The organism is Stenotrophomonas sp. YJH_SMC_10 (genome assembly GCF_059371555.1).
On the sequence record NZ_JCAFUS010000005.1, the window covers coordinates 68424 to 94616 of the forward strand.

Sequence of the window (26193 nt, forward strand, 5' to 3'; positions counted from 1 at the left end):
ACTGCCCGAGCGTGCTTGCCTGCCCTACAGTGCCCCACGGAGCCCCGATGCACCCGGACCCGCAGCCCCTGATCGACGCCAGCGACGATGACGCCCGCTGGGCCGACCTGCTCTCGCCAGCGCGCCGTCGCCTGATCGCGTCGGCCGGGCTGGCCGCTGGCGGCCTGGCCAGCGCGTCGGCCGCCAGCGCGGCCCCGCGCAGTGACAGCGCCGCGAACACCACCGAACCGGGGCGCCCCGGATTCCGCGCCATCGTCCCGCCGCCGGCGAAGGGCCGCAGTCCCTGGGGGCTGGCCACGGCCAGCGAACCGACCCCGCGCCCGGCCAGCGTGCGCCCTGGCGAGGCCACGCTGCCCACGGCCCCGCGCGCCTACACCGACATCAAGAGCTACCACGCGCATATCTACTTCGACGAAGACAGCTTCGAGAAGGCCGCACTGCTGCGGCGCTGGGCCGCCGAACGCTTCCCGGTGGAACTGGGCAACTGGAACCTGGAGCCGCGCGGCCCGCACGTCACCCCGTCGTTCTATTTCGGCTTCACCAACGACCTGCTGCCGGTGCTGGTGCCGTGGCTGCAGCTCAACAGCCTGGGCCTGACCATCCTGATCCACCCCAACACCGGCGATGGCCGCGCCGATCATCTGTACTACGCGTTGTGGGTGAACCGCGCGCAGCCGGTGAACGCCTACAACTGGCCGGTGCCCAGACCCGGCGAACGCGAGCCGCTGGAGGAAGTCTTCCCGAACGTGGTGCCGACCGTGCCGCTGGAGACGTGAGCGGGTGCGTGACGGCGGCGGTGGGTGGTGTGCAGCGCACCTTGGGCTGCCCCTCGGTGGGTGCGTAGCGTGCTGCGCACCGAACTTCCTTCATCCACGCATGGCGTGGATCTACTGATCGGTGGTCTCATCCACGCATGGCGTGGATCTACCGCATCGCGGCCCATGGCGACATCAGTCTTCTCCCCGCCTGCCGCCATCGTCGGCCTACGTGCATGCATCGGCCACCTGCCCGGCGTTCAGCGCGCCTTGATCCGGCGCTCGGCATACGGCCGCAAGCCCTTCGGCGAATTTCAAACGATCGATTGAAACGCTGCAAACTTCGCCGAACTGGACAGCATCCGCCGGTTCCGCCAGACTGCCGCCCTTTCCCGTCTACCGGATCCCATGGCGAAGCTGCTGGTCCTGCACGGCCCCAACCTCAACCTGCTCGGTACCCGCGAGCCGGAGGTCTACGGCCACACCACGCTGGCCGACATCGACCAGGCCCTGGCGACCCAGGCTGCCTCCGCCGGGCACGCGGTGGAAAGCCTGCAGTCCAACGCCGAGCATGTCCTGGTGGACCGAGTGCAGGCCGCGCGCAACGACGGAACCGCGTTCATCCTGATCAACCCCGCCGCCTTCACCCACACCTCGGTGGCCCTGCGCGATGCGCTGGCGGCGGTGGCGGTGCCGTTCATCGAGATCCACCTGTCCAACCCGCATGCCCGCGAACCGTTCCGCCAGCACAGCTACTTCAGTGACAAGGCGGTGGGCGTGGTATGCGGCTTCGGTGCCGACAGCTACCGCTACGCGATGGACGCGGCGTTGCTGCGCGTATCCGCCACCTGATTGTCGACCCGGGCGCCCTCGGCGCTCTCCTCACCTAGATAGAAACCAAAGAGGCCCTCATGGATCTGCGCAAAATCAAGAAGCTGATCGACCTGCTGGAAGAGTCGAACCTGGCTGAAATCGAAATCAAGGAAGGCGAAGAGTCGGTGCGCCTGTCGCGCGCCCCGGTGGCCGGCTATGCCGCCCCGGTCGCCGCGCCGGTGTATGCCGCTCCGGCCGCCCCGGCGCCGCAGGCGATGCCGATGCAGTCGCCGACCGAAGCCTCCACCGGCGGCAGCGCCAAGCCGGGCCCGGCACTGCCGGAAGGCCACGTGCTGCGCTCGCCGATGGTCGGCACCTTCTACGCCTCGTCCGCCCCGGACAAGCCGGCCTTCGTCACCGTGGGCCAGCAGGTCAAGGAAGGCGAAACCCTGGCCATCATCGAAGCGATGAAGATGTTCAACCCGATCGAAGCCGACACGTCCGGCACCATCGTTGCCATCCTCGGCGAGAACGGCCAGCCGGTGGAATTCGACCAGCCGCTGTTCGTGATCGGCTGAGGGGCGCGCCATGCTCGACAAAGTCGTCATCGCCAACCGAGGGGAGATCGCGCTGCGCATCCTGCGCGCGTGCCATACCCTCGGCATCCGCACGGTGGCCGTGCACTCCACGGTCGACCGCAACCTCAAGCACGTGGCCATGGCCGACGAGTCGGTCTGCATCGGCCCGGCGCCGTCGCCGCAGAGCTACCTCAACATCCCGGCTCTGATCGCGGCAGCGGAAGTCACCGATGCCCAGGCCATCCACCCGGGCTACGGCTTCCTGTCGGAGAACGCCGACTTCGCCGAACGCGTGGAAGAATCCGGCTTCATCTTCATCGGCCCCAAGGCCGACACCATCCGCATGATGGGTGACAAGGTCGAAGCCATCCGCGCGATGAAGGCCGCGGGCGTACCGTGCGTGCCCGGCTCGGGCGGCCCGCTCGGCGAGGACATCGTCGCCAACACCAAGATCGCCCGCGAGATCGGTTACCCGGTCATCATCAAGGCGGCCGGCGGTGGCGGTGGTCGCGGCATGCGCGTGGTGCACGCCGAAGCCTCGCTGAAGACCTCGATCGAAACCACCAAGAGCGAGGCCAAGGCCGCGTTCGGCAATGGCGAGGTCTACATGGAGAAGTTCCTGGAGAATCCGCGCCACGTGGAAATCCAGGTGCTGGCCGACGGACAGGGCAATGCCATCCACCTCGGTGAGCGCGACTGCTCGATGCAGCGCCGCCACCAGAAGGTGGTGGAAGAGGCACCGGCGCCGGGCATCACCGCCGAGCAGCGCGAGCAGATCGGCAAGGTCTGCGTGGAAGCCTGCATCCGCATCGGCTACCGCGGCGCGGGCACGTTCGAGTTCCTGTACGAGGACGGCCGCTTCTACTTCATCGAGATGAACACCCGCATCCAGGTGGAACATCCGGTCACCGAAATGGTCACCGGCATCGACCTGGTGGCCGAGCAGCTGAAGATCGCCGCCGGCCAGAAGCTGTCGATCAAGCAGAGCGACGTGGTGCTGACCGGCCATGCCATCGAGTGCCGCATCAACGCCGAAGATGCTGAAACCTTCGTGCCGAGCCCGGGCACCATCACCGGCTTCCATCCGCCGGGCGGCCCCGGCGTGCGCGTGGACACCCACATCTACAGTGGCTACCGCGTGCCGTCGAACTACGACTCGATGATCGGCAAGCTGATCGTGCACGGCCCGGACCGCGAAACCGCCATCGCCCGCATGCGGGTGGCGCTGAGCGAGATGGTGGTCGACGGCATCAAGACCAACATCGCACTGCAGCAGCGGATCATGCGCGACAAGGGCTTCCAGGCCGGTGGCCAGAACATCCACTACCTGGAAAAGCGCCTGGCCGAGCGCAAGAACAAGCCGATCGCACTGACCTGATCGGCAGCAGGGACTGGACACGGAAAGGGCGGGGATATCCCCGCCCTTTTCTGTTGCTGTGGAGCCGATGCCGCAAAGCACGGCCGGGCAGGGGCTGGGCCCTGCAGCGGGCGCGTCAGCGCTTGTCGGCCACGTCGGCCGGAATCTGCGAATGGGCCAGCGGCCGCACGCCATTGGGCGAGGTCGGATCGACGATCACCATGGTTTCGGTGGAACCATCCGGCCACACCACCTGGAAGGTGCTGCCGGCCGGCAATGAAGCGAACGGCATGCCGCTCTGCGCGCGATAGACCGCAGCCACCTGGCTGGCGCCGGCGCGGCGCACGTCTTCCTGCGCCTTCACCGTGGTCAGCTCCACCTTCGACAGGTGCCGGTAGCGATCCTCGTAGGTATCGATCATCAGCAGGCCGACCGCACCGGCCGAGTACGCCACGAACAGCGCCACCCAGAACCAGAACTTGGCCCCATGCAGGAATCGACGGTAATTCATCGCCCGTCCCTCTTTCCAACCAGTCGCTTGATCCATTCCTTCATTTTCCCAGCACCTTGCCGCGATACCGCAGCGTCATACACGAAATCCCGGAAATCCTGCGCCCCATCCTGCGAACAGATCCCTCCGTTCGCGCAAAAACTGTTGACCAGCACGCTGTCGGCCCCACACGGCAGACCGAGTTCGCAGGCCGCAAGCCGCCATGCAAGCTCGCTGAGCTGCTCGCCCGCCACCAGGCCATCCAGCGCGCGGTCACCCGCCGCACGCACGCCCATGGCCGGCGCGATGGCCATGTAGGCCTCCGGATCGCGCGAGGTGCGCACGCGCTCGACCAGGTCACGGCGGTACTCGGCGCTGTCATGCAACGGCTCGCCCTCGGCGAACAGCGATGCTTCCGCAGCCAGGTTGCCCTGCGCGGCCGCCTTGCGGCGCTCGGCCAGCACCAGTGCCGCGCCCAGCTTGTCGCCCGGGACGAAACCGCCGCACCGCTGCGCCACGCGCTCGCGCGCCTCGATCATCGCCGGCGCCGCCGTCAGCCCCAGCCCGCTCAGCACGTTGTTGTCCAGGCGGTAACCGCCCGGGTCGAGCGCGTACTGGGCGCAATAGTCATAGACGCGGCTGAGCATCCAGCGCGCTTCGTGGTTGCCGGTGTCGGCCTGCACGCGCAGGCGCTGCGCGTAGGCGTACAGGTCGCTGGCGTCTTCGATGTCGGCGCGAAGGTCCAGCGGCAGGCCCGACGGCAGCATGTTGCCGCGCTCGAAGGCCGCCAGCCGCCGCGCCAGCGCCTCGGGGACCACCGGCAGCGATGCGGCGCTGTCAGCGCTGGCCACTGCGGTCGGCAGCTCCGGCGATGGCGATGCCACCGCCGCCGCATGGCCGCTGGCCCGGTACCCGGCCACGCCCAGCACGGCCACCGCCGGCAGCACGAGCAACCAGGTTTTCAGGGTCGGAGCCAGAGCCATCGGCGAGGTGAGCGTTCACGGCACGCAGGAAAGCGCCGAGTTTAGCAAGGCCCGGCAGGGCTGTCTGAACTGCCCCCGTTCATATCGAGGCGGCATCTCAGGCAATACGGAGACGCCCCGATGGTCTAGCATGGCCCCCTTTCCCGCGACTGTCCCCACCGCCATGCCGTTCCTGGAACTGACCCTGCGCTGCACCGAAGCCACCCAGCCCCGCTATGAGAATGCGCTGGAGGACGTCGGCGCCCTGGCCGTGACCCTGCTCGATGCCGAAGCCGACACCAGCAACGAACAGGCCATCCTCGAACCCGGCGTGGGTGAAACGCCGCTGTGGGACACCCTGGTGCTGAGCGCACTGTTCCCCGCCGACAGCAATGCGCTGTTGCTGCTGGCCGCGCTGGAATCGTTCGATCCGGAACTGGACTGGAGCAACGGCAGCTTCCGCGCCGTCGAGGATGAGGACTGGGAACGGGCCTGGCTTGACCAGTTCCAGCCGATGGATTTCGGCAGCCGGACCTGGATCGTGCCGTGGAACCATGAACTGCCGGACGCCGCGCAGGCCGCCGATGCTGCCGTGGTGCGGCTGGACCCGGGCCTGGCCTTCGGCTCGGGCACCCATCCGACCACCGCCCTGTGCCTGCGCTGGCTGGACCAGCTGGCCGTCGATGGCCTGCTGCAGGGACAGCGCGTGCTCGACTTCGGCTGTGGCTCGGGCATCCTCGCGCTGGCCGCGTTGAAGCTGGGTGCCGCCGAAGCGATCGGCGTGGACAACGATCCGCAGGCGCTGGTCGCCACCGCCGACAATGCCGAGCGCAACGGCGAGCAGGCCCGCATGCACGTGTACCTGCCGCAGGACGAACCGGTCGCCACCTACCCCATCGTGGTTGCCAACATCCTCGCCTCGGCACTGGACGCGCTGGCCGACCTGCTGGCCGCGCGCGTTGCCGTCGGGGGCCGCATCGCCCTGTCGGGCATCCTGCAGGGCCAGGAAGGCGAACTGCTGCAGCGCTATGCCGCATGGTTCGACGACCTGCAGGCCACCCAGGATGGCGACTGGATGCGTATCACCGGCGTGCGCCGGGCCTGATCATGATTGAATGACCGCTGGATCCGAGCCCGCACCCTGAGCATGTCCGAGCCGACCCCGCCGCGCCGTCCCCTGGCCACCTTCCTGCGCCCCGCGCCGGAAGGCGAGGCCGCACCTGAGACCGACGCGCGCACGCCCGAACCGGCAATGCATGACGTTGCGGCGCCGCCCCGCGACCCGGTCGATGCGCCCGTGCCGCCAAGGGCAGAGACACAACCGTTCGACGACGCCGTCATCGCCGACGAGGCGGTCGTGGTCGAACCCGTCGTGGCGGCCCCGGTGCCGCAGGCGGTAGCCAGCGATGCGCCAAGCTTCCTGGGCACGTCACGCCCCCGCGCACTCCCGGTGCCGCGCTGGCACTGGGGGCTGGTCGCCGCGCTGGCACTGCTGCTGATCCTGCAGAGCGTGCTGGCCGATCGTGACCGGCTGGCCGCCGACGCCGGCAACCGCGCCTGGCTGGGCGCACTGTGCGGCGCGCTGCGCTGCAGCCTGCCGGCGTGGCACGAGCCGACCGCGTTCACCATGACCAGCCGCGAGATCCGCCCCCTGCCCGGGCAGGCCGGCGTGCTGCAGGTGCAGGCCAGCATCCGCAACGATGCGCGCTGGGCACAGGCCTGGCCGGACCTGCGCCTGTCACTGTCCGATGCCGATGGCCGGGTGATCGGCAGCGGCGTGTTCACGCCCGCGCAGTACCTCGGCGAAAGCCCGGGCACGACCGTGCTGGAACCGGGCCAGAGCGCGCGCATCGCGTTCCGCGTGCAGGAGCCCGCCGCGTCCACCGTCGCATTCACCTTCGACTTCCTCTGACCAAGGTAGAGGCGACCAGCCGTGGCAGGTCGGGCACGCTCGCGCTAGACTGGCCGCCACCACCTCGTCCGGCCGCGCGCTCCGCGCGCACGGGCCAACCAGATCGGGAACCCCCTTGAACGCTGTCCTCTCTCGTCCTGACAACAGTCGTGGCGCTCCCCGGCCACCGCTGCGTGAACACGTCGCCCAGTCCGTACGCCGCTACCTGCGTGACCTCGATGGCTGCGACGCGGACGATGTCTACGAGATCGTGCTGCGCGAGATGGAAATCCCGTTGTTCGTGGAAGTGCTCAACCACTGCGAAGGCAACCAGAGCCGCGCCGCAGCGATGCTGGGCATCCACCGCGCGACCCTGCGCAAGAAGCTGAAGGAATACGGCATCAGCGCGTAAGCGCGCGGGTGGGCCGTGCCGGCCGCTGGCCGGCAACCCAATGAACGATGGCAGGTTGCTGTTGCTGTTGCCGGCCAGCGGCCGGCACTACCGGTACATCCACGCCATGCGTGGATGCCCCCCCGGCGATCCCCCGGCCCGTCCAGTAGATCCACGCCCCGCGTGGATGCATCCCCGGCGATCCCGCCGCCCGTCCAGTAGATCCACACCATGCGTGGATGCACCCCCGACGGATCCCCGGCCCGTCCAGTAGATCCACGCCATGCGTGGATGCATCCCCGGCGATCCCGCGGCCCGTCCAGTAGATCCACGCCATGCGTGGATGCACACCCGACGGATCCCCGGCCCGTCCAGTAGATCCACGTCATGCGTGGATGCCCCCCCGGCGATCCCGCGGCCCGTCCAGTAGATCCACACCATGCGTGGATGCACCCCCGACGGATCCCCGGCCCGTCCAGTAGATCCACGCCATGCGTGGATGCATCCCCGGCGATCCCGCCGCCCGTCCAGTAGATCCACGCCATGCGTGGATGCAGCCCCGGCAATCCCGCGGCCCGTCCAGTAGATCCACGCCATGCGTGGATGAAAGCCCGGCGACGTCAGCCGCCGCCGCCCGCCTTCCAGTAATACCGCACCACGTGGAAGAACACCGGCGCGGCGAAGCACACCGAATCCAGCCGGTCGAGCATGCCGCCATGGCCCTCGATCATGTGCCCCCAGTCCTTGATGCCGCGATCGCGCTTGATCGCCGACATCACCAGGCCGCCCCAGAACCCCATCAGGTTGATCAGCAGCGACAGGCCGAACGCCTGCAGCGGGGTGAACGGGGTGATCCACCACAACGCCGCGCCCAGCGCGCTGGCGCTCAGCACGCCGCCTACGAAGCCTTCCACCGTCTTCGACGGCGACAGCTTCGGCGCGATCAGGTGCCGGCCCAGCAGCTTGCCCCAGATGTACTGCAGCACGTCCGAGGACTGCACCACGATCACCAGGAAGGCGAACAGCAGCACGTTGCGCGACGGGTCATGGCCGGGCACGTGCAGGTTCAGCAGCAGCGGCACATGCGAGATGCAGAACACGCAGATCATCAGCCCCCACTGCACCTTCGCCGTGCGCTCCAGATAGTGCGTGGTATCGCCGCCGATGGTCGACAGGATCGGCAGGAACAGGAACGCATAGACCGGAATCAGCAGCGTGTACATGCCGTACCAGTCGATCCACACCAGGTAGTACTGCCACGGCAGCACGATGTAGAACGCGGCCAGCAGCGCGTAGTAGTCACCCGAGCGCGTCGGCGCCAGGGTGATGAATTCGCGCAGCGCGAACAGCGAAATGACCGCGAACAGTACGATCACCCCGGCACGACCGAAGAACAGCGCCAACCCGACCACGAGCGCCATCACCCACCAGGCACGGATGCGCGAGACCAGGTTGGCGATCACTGCACTGGGCCGCCCACGCTGGCGCCAGCGCAGGGTTTCGGCGACCAGCGTGGCCAGCACCAGCACCGCACCTACGCCGGCAAACAGCAGGCCGGTCTGCTGGCCGACACTCTGCGTTGCCAGATCGCCAGATACATCCAGCACGAAACTCATGCACGACCTCCATTCGGCGCCAGGTCCAGCAGCGCCTGCCTGCTGCGGGCCAGGAATGCGGCCTTGTCCTCGTCGGCCTGCAGCCGCAGCGGCGTGCCGAAGGTGGCCGTGCACAGCAGCGGCAGCGGCAGGAACCGGCCCTTGGGCATCACCCGCTTCAGGTTGTCGATCCACACCGGCACGAACTCCAGCTCCGGCCGTTGCCGCGCCAGGTGGTAGATGCCGCTCTTGAACGGCAGCAGCGGCTCATCGCCCACGTTGCGGGTGCCCTCCGGAAACAGGATCAGCGAGCAGTCTTCGTCCACCGCGTCACGCAGCGCCTGGAGCGGATCCTGCTGGCGATGGCCGGCCTCGCGCTCGACCAGCACGCCGTTGAACACCGCATCGATCAGGTAGCGGCGCAGGCCGTCGCGCTGCCAGTACTCGGCAGCAGCCACCGGGCGCACCTGGCGCCGCAACGCCGGTGGCATCGACGACCAGATCAGCACGAAATCACCATGGCTGGCGTGGTTGCCGTAGTACACGCGGCGCTCGCTGGACGGCGCACAGCCGATCCACAGGGCGCGTGCCCCGGTCACTACATGGATCGCGCCACTGCAGGCGCGTGCAATCAGTTCGGCGAACATCGGCCCCTCCGGTTCACGTCTGCGGCCACAACACGGCGATTACCAGCAGTGCAAACTGCACGGCCGTCAGCAGGTACTGCCGCAATAGAAGGCGACGCATGCCGGCCCAGCGCAGGTCCCACCCGCGCAGCGGCGCGTCGGGCGGTGCGCGGCGCAGGCCACTGTCGTGCAGCAGCTGGTCGGTACGGCGCGCAGCGGCTTCGCCGTCCAGGCCTTCATCGCGCAGCAGTTGCAGCAGGCCGGCGTCCAGCCCGACCCGCCATGCGTGGTAAGCCTGTGCGATGCCCGCGGCAATGCTGAGCAGCAACAGGCCGGCGGCGATCATCGCCAGCCCAGGTTCGACGCCCAGCAGCAGCAACGCTGCCAGCAGCAGCCCCAGCGACAGCGATGCCGGCCACCGTCCCTGGCGCAGCAACAACTGCATGGTCGCCAGATCGGGAACCGCACTCATGCGCCGGCCCCCGCCGCAGCAGCAATGGCGCGCAGATGTGCCGGGCCCAGCACGATGCCGGGGCGTGCAGCGCGCACGATCGCCACCGCCCCTTCGGCATCGGCGGCACGCCCACTGCGCAGCAGCCAGGTGGCAACTCCGGCGGCACTGCGTGAGTAACCCAATGCGCAGCACACCAGCAGCGGCCCCTGTACCCGCAGTCGCTCAATGGCCTCGGCCGCCTCGCGCAACTGGTGCGGCGTGGGCACCACCAGGTCCAGCATCGGCACGCTGGCATACGCCGCGCCCGGCGCGCGGCAGGACAGCTCGGCACAGGCATCGACCACGCCCATCAGCGGTGCTGGCAACGCCGCGCAGGGAATACGCCCCAGCCACACGCCGTCCGTCACCGGCACCGGCTGCGGCGCACGCCGCGTCCACAGCCGCGAATTGATCCAGGCCGCGCCCAGGTACGGCGCCAGCAGCCAGCGTGCCGCCATGCTCAGGCGGCCATCGGCGCGCTTCTGGAACACCGCCGTACCGAGCCCGGCATAGGCCAGCGCCACCAGCAGCAGCGACACCACCGGCCACAGCAGCCACAACGCCATGCCGCGCAGCAGGACCACAGGCACCAGCAGCACGGCGGCGCCCAGCAGGTACAGCACCGCCCATCGCCAACGTCTGCCATCCCGCACGGTGCGCCAGGCCCGCAACGGTGGCGTGCCCTGCTCCGGCCACAGCCACACGCACAGCCAGCCGGCCAGCAGGCCGGTCGGGATATCGATGAAATGATGCTGGAACGTGGTCAGCACCGAGACGCCGATCAGCAGCGCCCACACGTGCAGCACCCAGCGCCACACCCCGTGCAGGTACTGCGCGAACTTCACCCACAGCACGATCAACAGCACGATGTGCAGCGACGGTGCCTGGTTGAACGGCTTGTCGAAGCCCAGCAGCACATCGAACAGCCAGCCGAACACACCGTCGATCTCCGGTCGTTCGAAGCTGAAGCGCAGCGGCCACAGCAGGAAGCAGGCCACCGCGATGACCTGCGCACTGAACAGCCGCAGCGCGTGCCGGTCCAGCTCCAGGCGCTGCCGGCACAGGAAGAACGAGATCGCGTAGAACAGGTCGATCGACCAGTACGGCACGATCGTCCACGGTACGAACGGAATGTGGGTTTCCCAGGCGAACGCCATGACCGGCAGGGTGGCGTGGCGGCCGGCCATCCAGTTGGCGAAGCCATAGCTGGCGAAGAAGAACGGACCCAGCAGCGCCAGCCACAACAGGGCGCGCCGCCAGGGGCGCCCTTCTGCGACCAGTGGGGATGCGGCGAGCGTCGCCATCACGCGGTCCGGCGCGCCAGCGACACGGTGAAGATGCCGAAGTCGTCGATACGCTGCGCCACCTTCTCGAACCCGGCCAGGCGCACCAGCTCATCCATCTCCTGCTGGGTACGGCGGCGCATCACCCAGGCCGCGCCACCGCGGTGGCTGGTCAACGCACGGGCGATGAATTCCAGCTGCGGGTGCCAGGGCTGGCCGGTATAGGCCAGGTAGCCGCCCACCGGAACGGCCGCGGCGATGCCCATCAGCGAGCGCAGCACGGCGTCGTTGTCGGGGAACAGTTCGTACAGGCCCGAGACCACCGCCAGCGTCGGCGCCGGATCGACCCTCGCCAGCTGTGCCGGATCGAACGCATCGCCCTGCTCGAAGCGTGCGATATCAGCCGCGCCCAGGCGCTCGATCAACGCCTGGCCCTGGGCCACGTTCAGATCGCTGAAGTCGCGCAGCACGATGCGGTCGGCGCGCTGCTCGCCCTGGCCCAGCGCTTCGAGCACATAGCGGCCATGGCCGGCGGCGACATCCAGCACGCGCACTGGCGTGCCTTGCCCGCGCAGGCGCTGTGCAGCGTCGCGCAGCAGTTCCTGCAGGTGCTGGCCACGCACGCGAATGCCCCGCCAGCCGATCGCGTCCAGGTAGTTGCGGTCGATCATCCGCCCCAACGGGCCCTTGCCGCGTGCTTCGTCGCGGTAGATGTAATCCAGCGTGCTACCCGAATCGAAACCGGTCTGCAGGCCCAGCGCGATGCCTTCGGACAACCGGCCACCGAAGCGCAGGCCACCGCGCACCACGCGCCAGCGCAGGTCGGCCAGGCTGTTGCGCTCCGGCGGCCAGGCCAGGATCTCGGACTCTTCGAAGGTCGCCCCATGGCGGTGCGCATCGCGCCGTGACAGCTCGCGCAACGGTTCGGCGAAACGCGCCTGGATGAAGCTGCGGATGCGCGCCAGTGCCGGTGCGCGATCGCGTTCACCCAGCGTGTCGTGGAAGAAGCCCGGCAGGTGCACGCGCTCCTTGATCGGGCTGGACAGGCGCTCGTAGAAGCGGTCCTGCGGGCCGCGATGCACCACGAAGTCGGAACCGGACACCAGCAGCTGCACCGGCACGCTGATGGCCTGCGCATCGGCGACGATGCGGTCAGCCGCTTCGTACAGGCCCAGCAGCACGCGCACTGAGATCGGCCGGGTGATCAGCGGGTCGGTGCGATAGCTTTCCACCCGCGCCGGATCATGGGTCAGCCACTGCGGCTTGACGTAGCTGTTGACGAAGAAGTTGCCGCGCAGCTTCTGCATCAAGGCCAGGCCCGGGCGCGCGAACGGTACGTACAGCTTCACCTTGAACGCCGGCGAGGCCATCACCAGCGCGCGCAGGCGTGGGGCGTAGTCGTGCACCCAGGTCGCGGCGACCACCGCGCCCACGCTCTGCGCGATCACCACGATGTCTTCCACCGCGATACCGTGCTCGGCGCCGATGTGCGCGATGAAGCTGTCCAGGTCGCGCACCAGCGCCGGGAAGCCCGGTGCATCGCCACGCGCGCCCGGCGAGCGGCCATTGCCGCGTGCATCCCAGGCGAAGAAGGCGGTGTCGGGCAGGTCCAGCTCATCGACCAGGTGGGTGACCCGCCCGGAGTGCTCATGCCCGCGGTGCAGCAGCACGATGGCCCGGGTGGCCGGCGTTGCGGTGGAGCCCGCCCAGTACCGGTAGAACAGCGGTACCTGGTCGAAGCTGTGGAATTCCCGTTCCTGCGCCTGACGCATGCAATCTCCTGATTGTCTTTTTGTATCTGCTTGATTAATTCGGCGAGACCGCCGCTTCCCGCAGTCCGCGACGGACGCGGTTGATCATCGTCAGCACGCACAGCACCGCCAGGGCCGCGGCCACGCCAGTGACCGTCGTCGCGCCAACCCACTCGAACGCCAGCAGCAGGCCCAGCACACCGATCACGAAGGCGCGGTCGCTCTTGCCCATCGGGCCGTCATAGCGACGGCTGGCACCGACCATCAGCCCCAGCACACCGGCGTACTCGCTCAGCGCCGCCGCCCAGGCCAGCAGCCACAGCGCCTCGGTGCGCACGCCCGGCACGCTGAGCAGGCTCAGGTACAGCGCCGCGTCGGCAATCACATCGCACAGCTCGTTCAGATAGGCGCCCAGCCGCGACTGCTGGCCGAACTCGCGGGCCAGCATGCCGTCCACGGCGTTGAGCGCCATGCGCAGCAGCATCCACAGCGGCAGCAGCAGGTACAGCAGGGGCTGGGCCGGCGCGCAGCACCATACGGCGGCGGCCACCAGCAGCGAGACCACGGCGGCGGCCACGGTCACCGCGTTGGCGGTGATCCCCATGCGGTACAGGCCGCGTACGGCCGGACGCAACAGGTCCTGAAAACGTCCTTTCAATGCATAGATCGACACGATCCGAACCCGCTGATCCTTGGCAGTTCCGGCACAGCCTACCCGATTGGGGCAGCGCGCCCCATCGAATTGCTTGCGGACCGCCCCCCGGCCATGCGGTGCTGAAGCGGCCAGAGGGCCATCGGTGCAGGTCGATTTTCCCCATCAGCGCCCGCCACCGGCCCCCACCGCCTACAATATCGGCCCCGCTCCGCTGCCGATTCTGTCCCATGACTGCTGATCTGTTGCCCGTCCGCCGGGCCCTCCTCTCCGTTTCCGACAAGACCGGTCTGGTCGAGCTGGCCACCGCGCTGGCGGCACGCGGCGTGGAGCTGCTGTCCACCGGCGGCACCGCCAAGGCGATCCGCGATGCGGGCCTGGCCGTGAAGGACGTGGCCGAGGTCACCGGTTTCCCGGAAATGATGGACGGCCGGGTCAAGACCCTGCACCCGATGGTGCACGGCGGCCTGCTGGGCCGTTCGGGCCTGGATGACGCAGTGATGGCCGAACACGGCATCGGTGCCATCGACCTGCTGGTGCTGAACCTGTACCCGTTCGAATCGGTCACCGCCAAGGCTGACTGCACCCTGGCCGACGCGGTCGAGAACATCGACATCGGCGGCCCGGCGATGCTGCGCTCGGCGGCCAAGAACTTCGCCCGCGTGGCAGTGGCCACCGACCCGTCGCAGTACGCCGAGCTGCTGGCCTCGCTGGAGGCCAACAACGGCCAGCTGACGGCCGCCACCCGCTTCGCATTCTCGGTGGCCGCGTTCAACCGCGTCGCCCAGTACGATGCCGCGATCAGCAACTACCTGTCGGCAGTCACCGCCACCGACGCGGCCGTGCCGGCCCGTGCCGAGTACCCGGCGCAGATGAATTCCACCTTCGTGAAGGTGATGGACCTGCGCTACGGCGAGAACCCGCACCAGAGCGGCGCGTTCTACCGCGACCTGTACCCGGTGCCGGGCACGCTGGCCACCTTCCAGCAGCTGCAGGGCAAGGAGCTGAGCTACAACAACCTGGCCGACGCCGATGCGGCGTGGGAATGCGTGCGCCAGTTCGATGCGCCGGCCTGCGTCATCGTCAAGCACGCCAACCCGTGCGGCGTGGCCGTCGGTGCCGGCAACGGCGATGCCTATGAGCTGGCCTACGCGACCGACCCGACCAGCGCCTTCGGCGGCATCATCGCCTTCAACAAGCCGCTGGACGCGGCCACCGCCAAGGTGATCCTCGACCGCCAGTTCGTCGAAGTGCTGATCGCCCCGGACTACGAGCCGGCCGCGCTGGAATACGCGCAGAAGAAGGCCAACGTGCGCGTGCTGCGCATCCCGCACGGCGACGGCCTGAACAACTTCGACAGCAAGCGCGTCGGCTCGGGCCTGCTGCTGCAGTCGTCGGACAACCGCGGCATGACCCGCGACGAACTGAAGGTGGTCAGCAAGCTGGCGCCGACCGACAGGCAGTTCACCGACCTGCTGTTCGCCTGGAAGGTGGCCAAGTTCGTGAAGTCCAACGCGATCGTCTATGCCAAGGACAACCGCACCATCGGTGTCGGCGCCGGCCAGATGAGCCGCGTGTATTCGGCCCGCATCGCCGGCATCAAGGCCGCCGATGCGAACCTGGTGGTCGAGGGCTCGGTGATGGCTTCCGATGCGTTCTTCCCGTTCCGCGACGGCATCGATGCCGCCGCTGCCGCCGGCATCAAGGCGGTCATCCAGCCGGGCGGTTCGATGCGCGATGCCGAAGTGATCGCCGCCGCCGACGAACATGGCCTGGCCATGGTGTTCACCGGCGTGCGCCACTTCCGCCACTGATCCGCATCACGAAGCCGGGCTCTGCCCGGCTTTTCTCTTCCGTACCCGAGAACCCTGTCCCATGAAGATCCTCGTCATCGGCTCTGGCGGCCGCGAACACGCCCTGGCATGGAAGCTGGCCCAGTCCTCCCGTGTCACTGAAGTGATCGTGGCGCCCGGCAATGCCGGCACCGCCAGCGAAGGCAAGTGCCGCAACGTGGCGGTCAAGGTCACCGATATCGACGGCCTGCTGGCGCTGGCCCAGGCTGAAGGCGTGGCACTGACCGTGGTCGGCCCGGAAGTACCGCTGGTGGCCGGCGTGGTCGACCGTTTCCGCGCCGCCGGCCTGCGCATCTTCGGGCCGACCGCCGCTGCCGCGCAGCTGGAAGGCAGCAAGGCCTACGCCAAGGACTTCCTGGCGCGCCACAACATCCCCACCGCGTTCTACGCCGTGCACACCGACGTGGACGACGCCTTGGCCTACATCCGCGAGAAGGGTGCGCCGATCGTGGTCAAGGCCGATGGCCTGGCCGCTGGCAAGGGCGTGATCGTCGCGATGAGCCTGACCGAAGCCGAAGATGCAGTGCGTGACATGCTCTCCGGCAACGCGTTCGGCGATGCCGGCGCACGCGTGGTCATCGAGGAATTCCTCGACGGCGAGGAAGCCAGCTTCATTTCGATGGTGGACGGCGTGCATGCGCTGCCGATGGCCACCTCGCAGGACCACAAGCGGGTCGGCGACGGCGACACCGGCCCGAATACCGGCGGCATGGGCGCCTACTCGCCAGCCCCGGTGGTGACGCCGGAGGTGCATGCACGCGTGATGCGCGAGGTGGTGAATCCCACCGTGCAGGGCATGATCGCCGACGGGATTCCCTTCACCGGCTTCCTCTATGCCGGCCTGATGATCGACGCCAGCGGCGCACCGAAGGTGATCGAATTCAACGTGCGCTTCGGCGACCCGGAAACCCAGCCGGTGATGCTGCGCCTGCAGTCGGACCTGGTCGAACTGGTGGAAGCCGCCATCGATGGCCAGCTGGACCAGGTCGAAGCGCAGTGGGATGCGCGCCCGTCGCTGGGCGTGGTGCTGGCGGCCAGGCCGTACCCCGAAGCGCCGATCACCGGTGAGGTGATTTCCGGCCTGGACGACGTGCCGGCCAGTGCCAAGGTGTTCCATGCCGGTACGGCTTTGGATGCGCAGGGCCAGGTGGTCAGTGCCGGCGGCCGCGTGCTGTGCGTGGCCGCACTGGGCGACAGCGTGCGCGACGCGCAGGCCAATGCCTATGCCGGCGTGGCCAAGGTGACCTGGGCCAACGAGTTCCACCGCAACGACATTGGCTGGCGCGCGATCGCACGCGAAGAGTGACGACCGCGCCGCAGCCACGTAGGGCGTGCCTCTACTGACATTGGGTAGATCCACGCCATGCGTGGATGAGAACGCCACCGAAAAGAAAAGGCCCGGCAATGCCGGGCCTTTTCATTGCTTCAACGCCATCCCGCCTTACGCGGTGAACAGCGCCTTCATCTTCTTCAGCGCGTTCGCTTCAACCTGGCGGATGCGCTCGGCCGACACGCCGTACTCGTCGGCCAGCTCCTGCAGCGTCACCTTGCTGTCGGCATCCAGCCAGCGTCGGCGGATGATGTCACGCGAACGCGCATCCAGTTCCGCCAGGCCTTCGCGCAGCAGCTGCATCTGGTTGTCTTCGCTGTCCTCGCGCTCGTAGGCCATCGACGGGTCTTCGTCATCGGCGACCAGGAACGCAGCCGGCGACGGCGGTGCGTGTTCGTTGTCCTCGTCGGTCGGCGCATCGAAACCGATATCGCGGCCGGACAGGCGCGACTCCATTTCCATGACCTCGCGCTCGGACACGTTCAGGTCCTTGGCCACCGCGCTCACTTCCGCCGCGTTCATCCAGCCCAGGCGCGTCTTCGACTTGCGCAGGTTGAAGAACAGCTTGCGCTGCGCCTTGGTGGTGGCGACCTTCACGATGCGCCAGTTCTTCAGGATGAACTCGTGCATCTCGGCACGGATCCAGTGCACCGCGAAGGAAACCAGGCGCACGCCCATGTCCGGGTCGAAGCGCTTGACCGCCTTCATCAGGCCGATGTTGCCTTCCTGGATCAGGTCGCCCAGGGCGAGGCCGTAGCCGTTGTAGCCGCGGGCCACGTGCACCACGAAGCGCAGGTGCGAATGCACCAGCTCGCGGGCGGCGTCCAGATCGTTGCCATCGCGGAAGCGACGGGCCAGGTCCTGTTCGTCATCGACCGACAGCACCGGGATCTGGTGCACGGCACCGATGTAGGCGTCCAGCGAACCGAGCGCACTGGGAATCGGGAGATTGTTTGCCACAAGGGCAGTAGAGGTGTTCTGGCTCATAGGCACCCATCTTAGCAGTCCGGGATTTGGACTGCTAAAGGAGGAAAAAGTTCCAGCATCCTATTGATGCAACACTGGTCCCAAACAGAGCCCTACCGTAGCGCGATTTGATGACAGTGGCGAGCACGCTTTTCGGGATTCACAATCCCTTGGAATTCAAGCAATTACCTGCCATGAAGCGGCCGATTCCAGTCAAGCGGAGCTGAACGGGCCGTTCTGAAGGCCCATTCAGTCCCGGGGACGTTGCCCGGTGTTCAGGCCCAGCGGCCCGCCAACGCTCAGAGTGCCGAGCGCGGCGGCAGCGACCAGTCGATCGGGGCCTGGCCGTGGCGCTGCAGGTACTCGTTGGCCATCGAGAAATGATGGCAGCCGAGGAAGCCCCGATGGGCCGACAGCGGCGACGGATGCGGCGACTTCAGCACGCGATGGCGGCGGGTGTCGATCACCTTGCCCTTCTGCTGCGCATAGGCACCCCAGAGCATGAACACCAGTCCTTCGCGCTCGCGGTTGAGCACATCCACCACGTGATCGGTGAAGCCTTCCCAGCCGCGGCCCTGGTGCGCGCCGGCCTTGCCCTCTTCCACCGTCAGCACGGCATTGAGCAGCAGCACGCCGCGCTGCGCCCACGGGATCAGGCAGCCGTGGTCCGGGCGCGGGATACCGAGATCGGTCTCGATCTCCTTGTAGATGTTCAGCAGCGACGGCGGCACCGGCACGCCGGGCAGTACCGAGAAACTCAGGCCATGGGCCTGGCCGCGCCCGTGGTACGGGTCCTGGCCGAGGATCACCACCTTCACCTGCTCGAACGGCGTGGCGTCGAACGCTGCGAAGATCTGCGGCCCGGGCGGGAACACCGCCGCACCGCTGGCCTTGCGCTGGCGCAGGAAGGCCGACAGCTCGCGCATCTGCGGCTGCAACAGGTACTCGCCGACGTGCTGCTTCCAGCTCGGTTCCAGCTGGATCGTCGGGGTGTCGGTTACTTCATCGATCATCGCAACAAGGGTCCATCATTCAATCGGGCCAGGCGCAGCTGGAACAGCACCTTGGTGACCAGCAGCCGCTCTTCGATCGGCTTCAGCACCAGGTCGTTGGCACCGGACTGCAGCAGCCCGGTCTGGTTGTGGGGGTTGCCGTCGCCGGTCATCACCAGCACGGGCAGGCGGCGCTTGCCGTAGCCGAAGTCCACCCGCACGCGCTGCACCACGTCGCGGCCGCTCAGCTCGCCCTTCAGGGTGACGTCGGTCAGCACCAGGTCGATGCGGTGGCGGCTGCGGCCCAGCGACTCGGCAGTGAGCAGGGTGAATGCCTCCTCGGCGCTGACCACGTGCAGCACGTTCAACTGCTGGCGTTCCAGCATGCGCTTGGTCGCCTCGGCCACCACGCGGCTGTCCTCGATGTAGAGGATGGTCGCGCCGGGAATGGTCTGCGGCTGTACATAGCCCCGGATGAAGGTCGCCAGCGCTTCATGGCCGAGCGCTTTGTCGAAGTAGTCGGTGACGTATTCGGTGAAACGGCGCTGCTCCAGGTGCTGCTGGGCGTCGCCGGAGACCACGATCACCGGCACGTAGGCCTGGCCGGCCGCTTCGCGCACCATCCGCGCCAGCGCCAGGCCGTCGCCATCACGCAGGGTCAGCGAGGTCGTCACCAGGTCCACCGGGCCCTGCGCCAGCGCCTGCTGCGCGTCCTCGATGCTGTCGCAGCCGATCACCTCCACGCCCGGCAGGTCGCGCTGCAGGACGTCGGCGATCAGCTTGCGGACCAGCTTCGAACCATCGACCACCATCACCCGCGTCGCGGGCCCTTCAAGGTGCTTCAGCGCTTGCGGTTGCATGCCGGTCTCAGGTGTCGGTCGGGCGGGTCTGGCGGAGGAAGTGGCCGGTGACCAGCCAGGCGCCCAGCCAGCCCAGCAGCAGCGTGCCGAGCAGGACCAGGCCACCGTGCAGCAGGTCCAGGCCGTGCAGCACGAACGGGCTGCCATAGCTGCGCGAGAGTTCGGCCAGCGGCACGCGCAGCGCGGCACCGGCCGCCCCGATCAGGCCCAGCGCGACCGCGCCGGCGCCCAGCCCGTACCACGCGCCCAGGTACAGGAAGGGACGACGGATGAAGCCATCGCTGGCGCCCAGCAGCTGCAGCACGCCGATCTCCTCGCGACGGGCCTGGATGTCCAGGCGCACCGTGTTGCCGACCACCAGCGCGGCACCCACGCCGAGCAGCACCGACAGCACCTGCACCAGCCGCGCGCCGAACGCCAGCCAGGCATCCAGGCGCTGGCGCCACAGCGCATCGTGCTGCACCAGGTCGGCCTCGGGCAGGCTTTCCAGCGCGCGCGCCAGGCGTGCGTCGTCCTTGCCCTGGCCCGGGGTGATCACCAGCAGCGAGGGCAGCGGATTGTCGTTGAGTGCGTCGATCGCCTCACCGAGGCCGGCATCGCGCAGTTCCTGCAGACCCTGCTCGGGCGTGCGCACGTTCACTTCGGCCACGTCGTCGCGGTCGCGCAACTGGCCGGCCAGGCGCAGCGCGCCGGGTCCATCGACGTCGCCCTTCAGGAATACATTGATGTCGCGCGACTGCTGCACGCTGCCGGCGAACTGCTTGAGGTTGTCCAGCGCGATCGACAGGCCCAGCGGCAGGGCCAGCGCCAGCGCCATGACCATCACCGTGAGCAGGGTCGCCCACGGCTTGCGGCAGGCGCGGCCCAGGCTGAACACCACGCTGTGCACGTGGTGCTGGAACCAGACGCCCACGCGCGAGGGGGCGGCGGCTTCGCTGTTTTCGTTCTTCGCCATGGTTACTCCGCCAGGTCCTGCGGCGAGATGTCATCCACCAGCCGGCCGTGGTCGAGGATCAGCACGCGCTTGCGCATGCGGCGCAGCAGCGGCAGGTCGTGGCTGACCACCAGCACGCTGGTGCCCCGCGAGGGCAGCTCGGCGAACAGGGCCATGATCTCCGCCGCCAGGGTCGGGTCGAGGTTGCCGGTCGGCTCATCGGCCACCAGCAGCTTGGGCTCGCCGACGATCGCGCGGGCGATGCCGACGCGCTGCTGTTCGCCGGCCGACAGCTGGGACGGCAACGCCTTCTCGCGATGGCCCAGGCCCATCCGTTCGAGTACCGAGCGCACGCGCTTGCTGATGTCACCACGGCGGGTGCCGCGCAGGATCAGCGGCAGCGCGACATTCTCGGCGATCGAGCGGTCCATCAGCAGCCGGTGGTCCTGGTAGACCGCCCCGACCGCGCGTCGGTGGCGGGGCACGTCGCCACCGCGCACCTTCAGCAGGTTGCGCTCGTCGAACACCACCGCGCCGCGGCTCGGCCGCTCGTCGAGATGGATCAACTTGAGCAGGGTGCTCTTGCCCGCACCGGAATGGCCGGTGACGAACAGCATCTCGCCTGGCGCAACCTCGAAGCTGACATCGGTCAGCGCCTCATGGCCACCGGCGTACTGTTTGCTGACATTGTCGAAGCGCAGGACACTCATGCCCCGATTATGCAGGACCGGCGCGACGTCGTGGAGACGGCCGCGCGATCGGTAGTGCCGGCCGCTGGCCGGCAACCCACATGGCTGCCGGCCAGCGGCCGGCACTACCGTTCAAAGCCACCCGACCAGCGGTCGGGTGCTACCCGCTGATCGGCAGCGCCGATCAGCTGCCCGACAGCATCCGGCGGATCTTGCGGCCGATGCGGGTCAGGAACGAGTCACCGGTGTCGGCGGCCGTGCGCACCGGCTTGGCCACCACCTGCACCGGGGTCACCGGGCTGGCGCCGTTGCCGGCGTTGGCCTGTACACCCTCGGCACCCTCGACCGGACGGCCGTGGCGACGGCGACGGCGCTTGCGCGGCTTGTGTTCGCCATCCACGGCGCCTTCCGGTGCGCCTTCGGCGCGCGGCGGGCGCGGCGGACGAGGGGCCGGGGCGGCGGCGCCTTCAGCACCGGCGACCGGGGCGGCAGCGCCCTGCTCGCCTTCCACACGCGGCTTGCGCGGGCCGCGCGAACGGCGTTCGCCGCTGCGCTCACCGTCGCGACCACCGCGACCCCCGCCACTGCCGGAACGACCGCCGTTGCGGCCACCGCCACGACGCTCTTCCTCGGCGGCGCGGGCTTCGCGCGCTTCGCGGAAGATCTGGCCGACGCTTTCGTTGTCGTCGCCTTCCTCGCCCGCCGCCGGGGCCGGACGTTCCGGGCGCGGCAGCGGCGTCATCAGTTCCTTGGTGACCGGTTCGGACGGAATCTTCTGCTCGATGTAGGCCTCGATGTCCGGCAGGCCCATGGCGTAGCGTTCGCAGGCGAAGCTGATCGCATCACCCTCTTCGCCCAGGCGCGCGGTGCGGCCGATGCGGTGCACGTAGTCTTCGGCGTCGAACGGCAGGTCGTAGTTGTAGACGTACTTGATGCCGTCGATGTGCAGGCCGCGCGCAGCCACGTCGGTAGCCACCAGGATTTCCAGCTGGCCCTTCTGGAAGCGGTTGAGCAGGCTCTCACGCTTCTTCTGCGGCACGTCGCCGGACAGCACGCCGACACGGTAGCCGGCCTTTTCCAGCGAACGGGCGACGCGTTCGACGAACACCTTGGTATTGACGAACACCATGGTGCGCGCGCCTTCGCTGCGCGACAGCAGGCCCAGCAGCAACGGGATCTTCTCGTCGTCGGCCGGGAAGTAGATGCGCTGGCGGACGCGCGCAGCGGTGATGGTCTCGGCTTCGACCACCAGCTTCTGCGGCTCGTTCATGTGCTCGTAGGCCAGCTCCAGCACCCGATGGCTGAGGGTGGCGCTGAACAGCAGGGTCTGGCGGATGGTGCGTTCCGGCATGCGGCGCAGCAGGAAGCGGATGTCCTTGATGAAGCCCAGATCGAACATGCGGTCGGCTTCGTCCAGCACGCAGATCTCGCAAGCGTGCAGCGACACCACCTTGTGCTGCTTGACGTAGTCGATCAGGCGGCCCGGGGTGGCGATGATCACGTCCACGCCCTGCTGCAGCAGCTCGCGCTGCTTGTCGTAATCCACGCCGCCGTAGACCAGCGCGAAACGCAGGCCCAGGTCGGAACCGAACTTCACCGCATCCTTGTGGATCTGGATGGCCAGTTCGCGGGTCGGGGCGAGGATCAGCGCGCGCGGGTCTTCCGGCTTGCGATCGGCCAGCGCCGGGCGGGTCAGCAGGCGGTTCACGACAGCGACCAGGAAGGCCAGGGTCTTGCCGGTGCCGGTCTGCGCCTGGCCGGCGACATCACCACCGGGCAGCGCGACCGGCAATGTCAGCGCCTGGATCGGGGTGCAGCGGGTGAATCCGGCTCCTTCAAGGCCGGCCTGCAGGGCCGGATGCAGCTCGAAGGAGGAGAAGGTCAAATCGGTCAGCGGTTTGTCGCTCATGAGTCCGTCTTGGTATGGCCGCCGGCCCGTGGGGCGGCTGGCACTTCATCGTCTAGGGGCACCGTCGCAAACTGCGGCCCCTGCGGCGGGTTGGCAGGCTGGGACCACCGGTCCGCGCGCCGCACAATGCCCCAGTTTAACGCACTCGGGCCGGCAAACCGGAATGGACGGTCTCACGACACCAGGAGACGCACGGCCTTCACCCAGCCACACCGGACTTGAACGGCCCGGCCCGGGCCGCTGGTGTCGTTCACTGCCAGCCCCATCTACAGGAGGACAGTGAAATCCGACACATACCGGGCATCGAAGCGATCACGATACGCTGGGTTCCAGCTGGCGCCTGTCCCTGCCCTGCGATAGGGGTACACTGCCGGCCGTGAGCGTCCAGGCATCCCGCCGAACGCACCGCGGCAGTCCGCCGCGAGGCAACGACGAGGGTCGCGCCACCGGGCATGGCCCAGTTCACCCACCTCCGGCATCGCCGGGTGCAATCCAAGACGAGAAACCAAGATGAGCGACAAGGTTGTACACGTCGGCGATGCCGACTTTGATAGCGCAGTGCTGAATTCCAAGGAACCGGTGCTGGTCGATTTCTGGGCCGAATGGTGTGGCCCGTGCAAGATGATCGCCCCGGCGCTGGACGAACTGGCCGATGCCTACCAGGGCCGCGCCAAGATCGCCAAGGTCAACGTCGACCACAACCGCGCGCTGGCCGCCAAGTACCACGTGCGTTCTATTCCGTACCTGGTCGTGTTCAAGGACGGCGAGAAGGTCGGCGAGCAGATCGGTGCGGTGGGCAAGGCTCAGCTGGCCGGCCTGCTGGACAAGGCCCTGGCCTGATCCTGCCGGTTCCCGGCAGCCGCCGAGCGCGGCTGCCGGCGGGCGCCCCGCGCCCATGATGAATGCTGTTCCCGGCGACCCTTGCATGGCGCCGCGGGCCGATGATAGTGTCGGCATATCCGGCCGCGTTCGCGTGCCGCACCCTCTGGACGCAGTTCCTTCCAGACCCATTCCCAACGTTCGCCGCCCCAGCCGGGCGCTCGCACCTTCAAGCGAGGAATAACGCTCTTGTCCGATAACACTTCTGAAACCGGCAGCGCCGATGCGCCCGCCGAAAAGCGCGTGCGCAAGCCCCGCGTGAGCAAGGCCGCCGCCCCGGCAGCCGCCGAAACCAGCGCCGCTCCGGCGCAGCCGACCCTGCCGCTGGCCGCCGCGCCCGAAGCGCCGGCGCCGGCTGCAGCCCCCGCGCCGAGCGCGCCCGCCGCCGAGGCCCCTGCCAGCAGTGGCGGTGGCGAAGGCAGCGAGGGTCGCGAATCCGGCCAGCCGCGCCAGCAGAACCACCAGGGGGGCGGCCAGAACCAGGGCCAGAACCCGTACAACCAGAACGGCCAGCAGGGTCAGCAGGGCCAGGGGCAGGGCAACCGCCGCGACCGCTTCCGCAACCGCCGCGACCGTGACCGCAACAACCGCTTCCGCGACGATGGCCTGCCCAACGATGGCGGCGAGCAGCAGCCGTTCGTGCCGCGCCCGCATGCCAACGTGCCCGAGGGCTTCCCGGTCTACTCGCTGAGCGACCTCAAGCGCATGCCGGCGCAGAAGCTGCTGGAAATCGCCGAGCAGCTGCAGATCTCCGAAGGCGTGGCCCGTGCCCGCAAGCAGGACGTGATCTTCGCGCTGCTGAAGGTGCTGACCCGCCACGGCGACGGCGTCGCCGCCGACGGCGTGCTGGAAATCCTGCCGGACGGCTTCGGCTTCCTGCGCGCGGCCGAGGCCAGCTACCTGGCCGGCCCGGACGACACCTATATCTCGCCCAGCCAGATCCGCCGCTTCAACCTGCGCACCGGCGACCACATCTCCGGCCGCATCCGCTTCCCGAAGGACGGCGAGCGCTACTTCGCGCTGAACATCGTCGACACCATCAACGGCGAGCCGATCGAAGCGTCGAAGAACAAGGTGCTGTTCGAGAACCTGACCGCGCTGTTCCCGCGCCGCCGCTTCACCCTGGAGCGTGGCAATGGTTCGTCGGAAGACATCACCGGCCGCATCCTCGACCTGATGGCACCGCAGGGCAAGGGCCAGCGCTCGCTGATCGTGTCGCAGCCGAAGGCTGGCAAGACCATGATGATGCAGCAGGTCGCCACCGCCATCACCACCAACCATCCGGACGTGCACCTGATCGTGCTGCTGATCGACGAGCGCCCGGAAGAAGTGACCGAAATGCAGCGCACCGTGCGCGGCGAGGTCATCAGCTCGACCTTCGACGAGCCGGCCGCGCGCCACGTGCAGGTGGCCGAAATGGTCATCGAGCGCGCCAAGCGCCTGGTCGAGCACAAGAAGGACGTGGTGATCCTGCTCGACTCGATCACCCGCCTGGCCCGCGCCTACAACAACGTGGTGCCGAGCTCGGGCAAGGTGCTGACCGGTGGCGTGGACGCCAACGCCCTGCATCGCCCGAAGCGCTTCTTCGGTGCCGCGCGCAACGTGGAGGAAGGCGGCAGCCTGACCATCATCGCCACCGCGCTGGTCGATACCGGCTCGAAGATGGACGAGGTGATCTACGAAGAGTTCAAGGGCACCGGCAACAGCGAAGTGCACCTGAGCCGCCGCATCGCTGAAAAGCGCGTGTTCCCGGCCATCGACATCAACCGTTCCGGCACCCGCCGCGAAGACCTGCTGATCGAACCGGAACTGCTGCAGAAGATCTGGATCCTGCGCAAGCTGCTGCATCCGATGGATGAAATGGCCGCGATGGAGTTCCTGCTCGACAAGATGAAGAACACCAAGTCCAACGACGAGTTCTTCGGTTCGATGAAGCGCTGAGTCCCGGCACTGCGTCGGAAGAAACCTGCCGCTCGCTGCGGCAGGTTTTTTTTTGCCTGCAGGGCGACCCACTTCACTTTGCCGGCGCCGACTTTTGGCGATAATTCGACCACTACCCTGCCCGGCCCTGCGGGCATGGCCACCGATTCCCGCTGTCGCCCCTTCCGGAGAACCGGTCGGGTCCAGCCTCCTGCCGGATCCGC

26 protein-coding genes are annotated in these 26193 nt (G+C 68.2%); 12 read left to right on the top strand and 14 right to left on the bottom strand.

From position 1 onward, the window contains the following. Positions 1–47 precede the first annotated feature (47 nt). The 5 genes from AC5P9C_RS08960 (at position 48) to accC (ending at position 3524) form a co-directional block, all read left to right on the top strand. On the top strand, positions 48–776 hold the full coding sequence (locus AC5P9C_RS08960) for a DOPA 4,5-dioxygenase family protein (RefSeq protein WP_049470897.1): 729 nt from the start codon (positions 48–50) through the stop codon (positions 774–776). Between the two features lie 69 nt (positions 777–845). Continuing rightward, positions 846–1085, top strand: a complete 240-nt coding sequence (locus tag AC5P9C_RS08965; RefSeq protein WP_414615274.1) for a hypothetical protein — start codon at positions 846–848, stop codon at positions 1083–1085. Positions 1086–1163: 78 nt separating this feature from the next. After that, entirely contained in the window at positions 1164–1607 is a 444-nt protein-coding gene (aroQ, locus tag AC5P9C_RS08970) for a type II 3-dehydroquinate dehydratase (RefSeq protein WP_053461544.1), read from the top strand. A gap of 59 nt (positions 1608–1666) precedes the next feature. Beyond that, complete coding sequence (accB, locus tag AC5P9C_RS08975; RefSeq protein WP_005419696.1) at positions 1667–2146, top strand: acetyl-CoA carboxylase biotin carboxyl carrier protein; 480 nt, start codon at positions 1667–1669, stop codon at positions 2144–2146. Positions 2147–2156: 10 nt separating this feature from the next. Beyond that, positions 2157–3524, top strand: coding sequence for an acetyl-CoA carboxylase biotin carboxylase subunit (accC, locus tag AC5P9C_RS08980; protein ID WP_014648613.1), 1368 nt, complete (start codon positions 2157–2159; stop codon positions 3522–3524). Between the two features lie 115 nt (positions 3525–3639). Here the strand turns inward: accC and AC5P9C_RS08985 are convergent, their stop codons facing one another. Next, complete coding sequence (locus AC5P9C_RS08985) at positions 3640–4014, bottom strand: hypothetical protein (protein ID WP_032959077.1); 375 nt, start codon at positions 4012–4014, stop codon at positions 3640–3642. Next, positions 4011–4976, bottom strand: a complete 966-nt coding sequence (locus AC5P9C_RS08990; RefSeq protein ID WP_064239371.1) for a hypothetical protein — start codon at positions 4974–4976, stop codon at positions 4011–4013. The genes AC5P9C_RS08985 and AC5P9C_RS08990 overlap by 4 nt, the downstream gene beginning before the upstream one ends. A gap of 163 nt (positions 4977–5139) precedes the next feature. Between AC5P9C_RS08990 and prmA the strand changes: the two genes are divergently transcribed. The 3 genes from prmA to fis all read left to right on the top strand — a co-directional run bounded on the left by prmA (position 5140) and on the right by fis (position 7258). Then, positions 5140–6060, top strand: a complete 921-nt coding sequence (gene prmA / locus AC5P9C_RS08995) for a 50S ribosomal protein L11 methyltransferase (RefSeq protein WP_495205154.1) — start codon at positions 5140–5142, stop codon at positions 6058–6060. Positions 6061–6102: 42 nt separating this feature from the next. Continuing rightward, positions 6103–6867 carry a DUF3426 domain-containing protein gene (locus AC5P9C_RS09000; RefSeq protein ID WP_495205149.1) on the top strand — a complete coding sequence of 255 codons (765 nt, stop codon included), beginning with the start codon at positions 6103–6105 and terminating at the stop codon, positions 6865–6867. A gap of 115 nt (positions 6868–6982) precedes the next feature. Further along, positions 6983–7258 (top strand): DNA-binding transcriptional regulator Fis, encoded by a 276-nt coding sequence (gene fis / locus AC5P9C_RS09005; protein WP_005419706.1) that lies wholly within the window; start codon positions 6983–6985, stop codon positions 7256–7258. A gap of 599 nt (positions 7259–7857) precedes the next feature. On the opposite strand, the gene AC5P9C_RS09010 is transcribed toward fis, so the two are convergent. Genes AC5P9C_RS09010 through AC5P9C_RS09035 form a run of 6 tightly spaced genes read right to left on the bottom strand, consistent with a single transcriptional unit; the run spans position 7858 to position 13658 of the window. Further along, entirely contained in the window at positions 7858–8853 is a 996-nt protein-coding gene (locus AC5P9C_RS09010; protein ID WP_053461548.1) for a phosphatidate cytidylyltransferase, read from the bottom strand. Then, a complete protein-coding gene (locus AC5P9C_RS09015) occupies positions 8850–9479 on the bottom strand; it encodes a lysophospholipid acyltransferase family protein (protein WP_005411260.1) in 630 nt (209 codons plus the stop codon). Before AC5P9C_RS09015 ends, AC5P9C_RS09010 begins: the two co-directional genes overlap by 4 nt. A 13-nt stretch (positions 9480–9492) precedes the next feature. Further along, on the bottom strand, positions 9493–9930 hold the full coding sequence (locus AC5P9C_RS09020) for a hypothetical protein (protein ID WP_150827886.1): 438 nt from the start codon (positions 9928–9930) through the stop codon (positions 9493–9495). After that, complete coding sequence (locus AC5P9C_RS09025; RefSeq protein ID WP_495205150.1) at positions 9927–11255, bottom strand: phosphatase PAP2/dual specificity phosphatase family protein; 1329 nt, start codon at positions 11253–11255, stop codon at positions 9927–9929. Before AC5P9C_RS09025 ends, AC5P9C_RS09020 begins: the two co-directional genes overlap by 4 nt. Further along, positions 11255–13006 (bottom strand): bifunctional alpha/beta hydrolase/class I SAM-dependent methyltransferase, encoded by a 1752-nt coding sequence (locus AC5P9C_RS09030; protein ID WP_495205151.1) that lies wholly within the window; start codon positions 13004–13006, stop codon positions 11255–11257. Before AC5P9C_RS09030 ends, AC5P9C_RS09025 begins: the two co-directional genes overlap by 1 nt. Before the next feature lie 34 nt (positions 13007–13040). Further along, positions 13041–13658 (bottom strand): CDP-alcohol phosphatidyltransferase family protein, encoded by a 618-nt coding sequence (locus tag AC5P9C_RS09035; RefSeq protein ID WP_057495067.1) that lies wholly within the window; start codon positions 13656–13658, stop codon positions 13041–13043. Between the two features lie 209 nt (positions 13659–13867). On the opposite strand from AC5P9C_RS09035, the gene purH reads away from it, so the two are divergent. Both purH and purD read left to right on the top strand, forming a co-directional pair. Beyond that, on the top strand, positions 13868–15451 hold the full coding sequence (gene purH / locus AC5P9C_RS09040) for a bifunctional phosphoribosylaminoimidazolecarboxamide formyltransferase/IMP cyclohydrolase (RefSeq protein WP_057495068.1): 1584 nt from the start codon (positions 13868–13870) through the stop codon (positions 15449–15451). 61 nt (positions 15452–15512) lie between these two features. Next, entirely contained in the window at positions 15513–16796 is a 1284-nt protein-coding gene (gene purD, locus AC5P9C_RS09045) for a phosphoribosylamine--glycine ligase (protein ID WP_495205152.1), read from the top strand. A gap of 135 nt (positions 16797–16931) precedes the next feature. Here purD and rpoH read toward each other — a convergent pair whose 3' ends face one another. The 6 genes from rpoH to rhlB form a co-directional block, all read right to left on the bottom strand. Further along, complete coding sequence (gene rpoH, locus AC5P9C_RS09050; RefSeq protein WP_005411269.1) at positions 16932–17807, bottom strand: RNA polymerase sigma factor RpoH; 876 nt, start codon at positions 17805–17807, stop codon at positions 16932–16934. Between the two features lie 278 nt (positions 17808–18085). Beyond that, the gene (gene ung, locus AC5P9C_RS09055; RefSeq protein ID WP_074726622.1) at positions 18086–18799 is read right to left on the bottom strand and encodes a uracil-DNA glycosylase; all 714 of its coding nucleotides are present in this window, start codon (positions 18797–18799) and stop codon (positions 18086–18088) included. After that, entirely contained in the window at positions 18796–19638 is an 843-nt protein-coding gene (locus AC5P9C_RS09060; RefSeq protein WP_049424094.1) for a response regulator, read from the bottom strand. The genes ung and AC5P9C_RS09060 overlap by 4 nt, the downstream gene beginning before the upstream one ends. A 7-nt stretch (positions 19639–19645) precedes the next feature. Continuing rightward, entirely contained in the window at positions 19646–20593 is a 948-nt protein-coding gene (gene ftsX / locus AC5P9C_RS09065) for a permease-like cell division protein FtsX (protein ID WP_053461558.1), read from the bottom strand. Between the two features lie 2 nt (positions 20594–20595). Next, positions 20596–21282 carry a cell division ATP-binding protein FtsE gene (ftsE, locus tag AC5P9C_RS09070; RefSeq protein ID WP_049424090.1) on the bottom strand — a complete coding sequence of 229 codons (687 nt, stop codon included), beginning with the start codon at positions 21280–21282 and terminating at the stop codon, positions 20596–20598. Positions 21283–21445: 163 nt separating this feature from the next. Next, positions 21446–23170: an ATP-dependent RNA helicase RhlB gene (gene rhlB / locus AC5P9C_RS09075; protein ID WP_049467607.1), complete on the bottom strand. Its 1725-nt coding sequence runs from the start codon at positions 23168–23170 to the stop codon at positions 21446–21448. A 510-nt stretch (positions 23171–23680) separates the two neighbouring features. Here rhlB and trxA point away from each other — a divergent pair. Together trxA and rho are read left to right on the top strand one after the other, a co-directional pair. Beyond that, positions 23681–24010 (top strand): thioredoxin, encoded by a 330-nt coding sequence (trxA, locus tag AC5P9C_RS09080; RefSeq protein ID WP_005411275.1) that lies wholly within the window; start codon positions 23681–23683, stop codon positions 24008–24010. A 228-nt stretch (positions 24011–24238) separates the two neighbouring features. Then, positions 24239–25990, top strand: a complete 1752-nt coding sequence (rho, locus tag AC5P9C_RS09085) for a transcription termination factor Rho (RefSeq protein WP_057495071.1) — start codon at positions 24239–24241, stop codon at positions 25988–25990. Positions 25991–26193 lie beyond the last annotated feature (203 nt).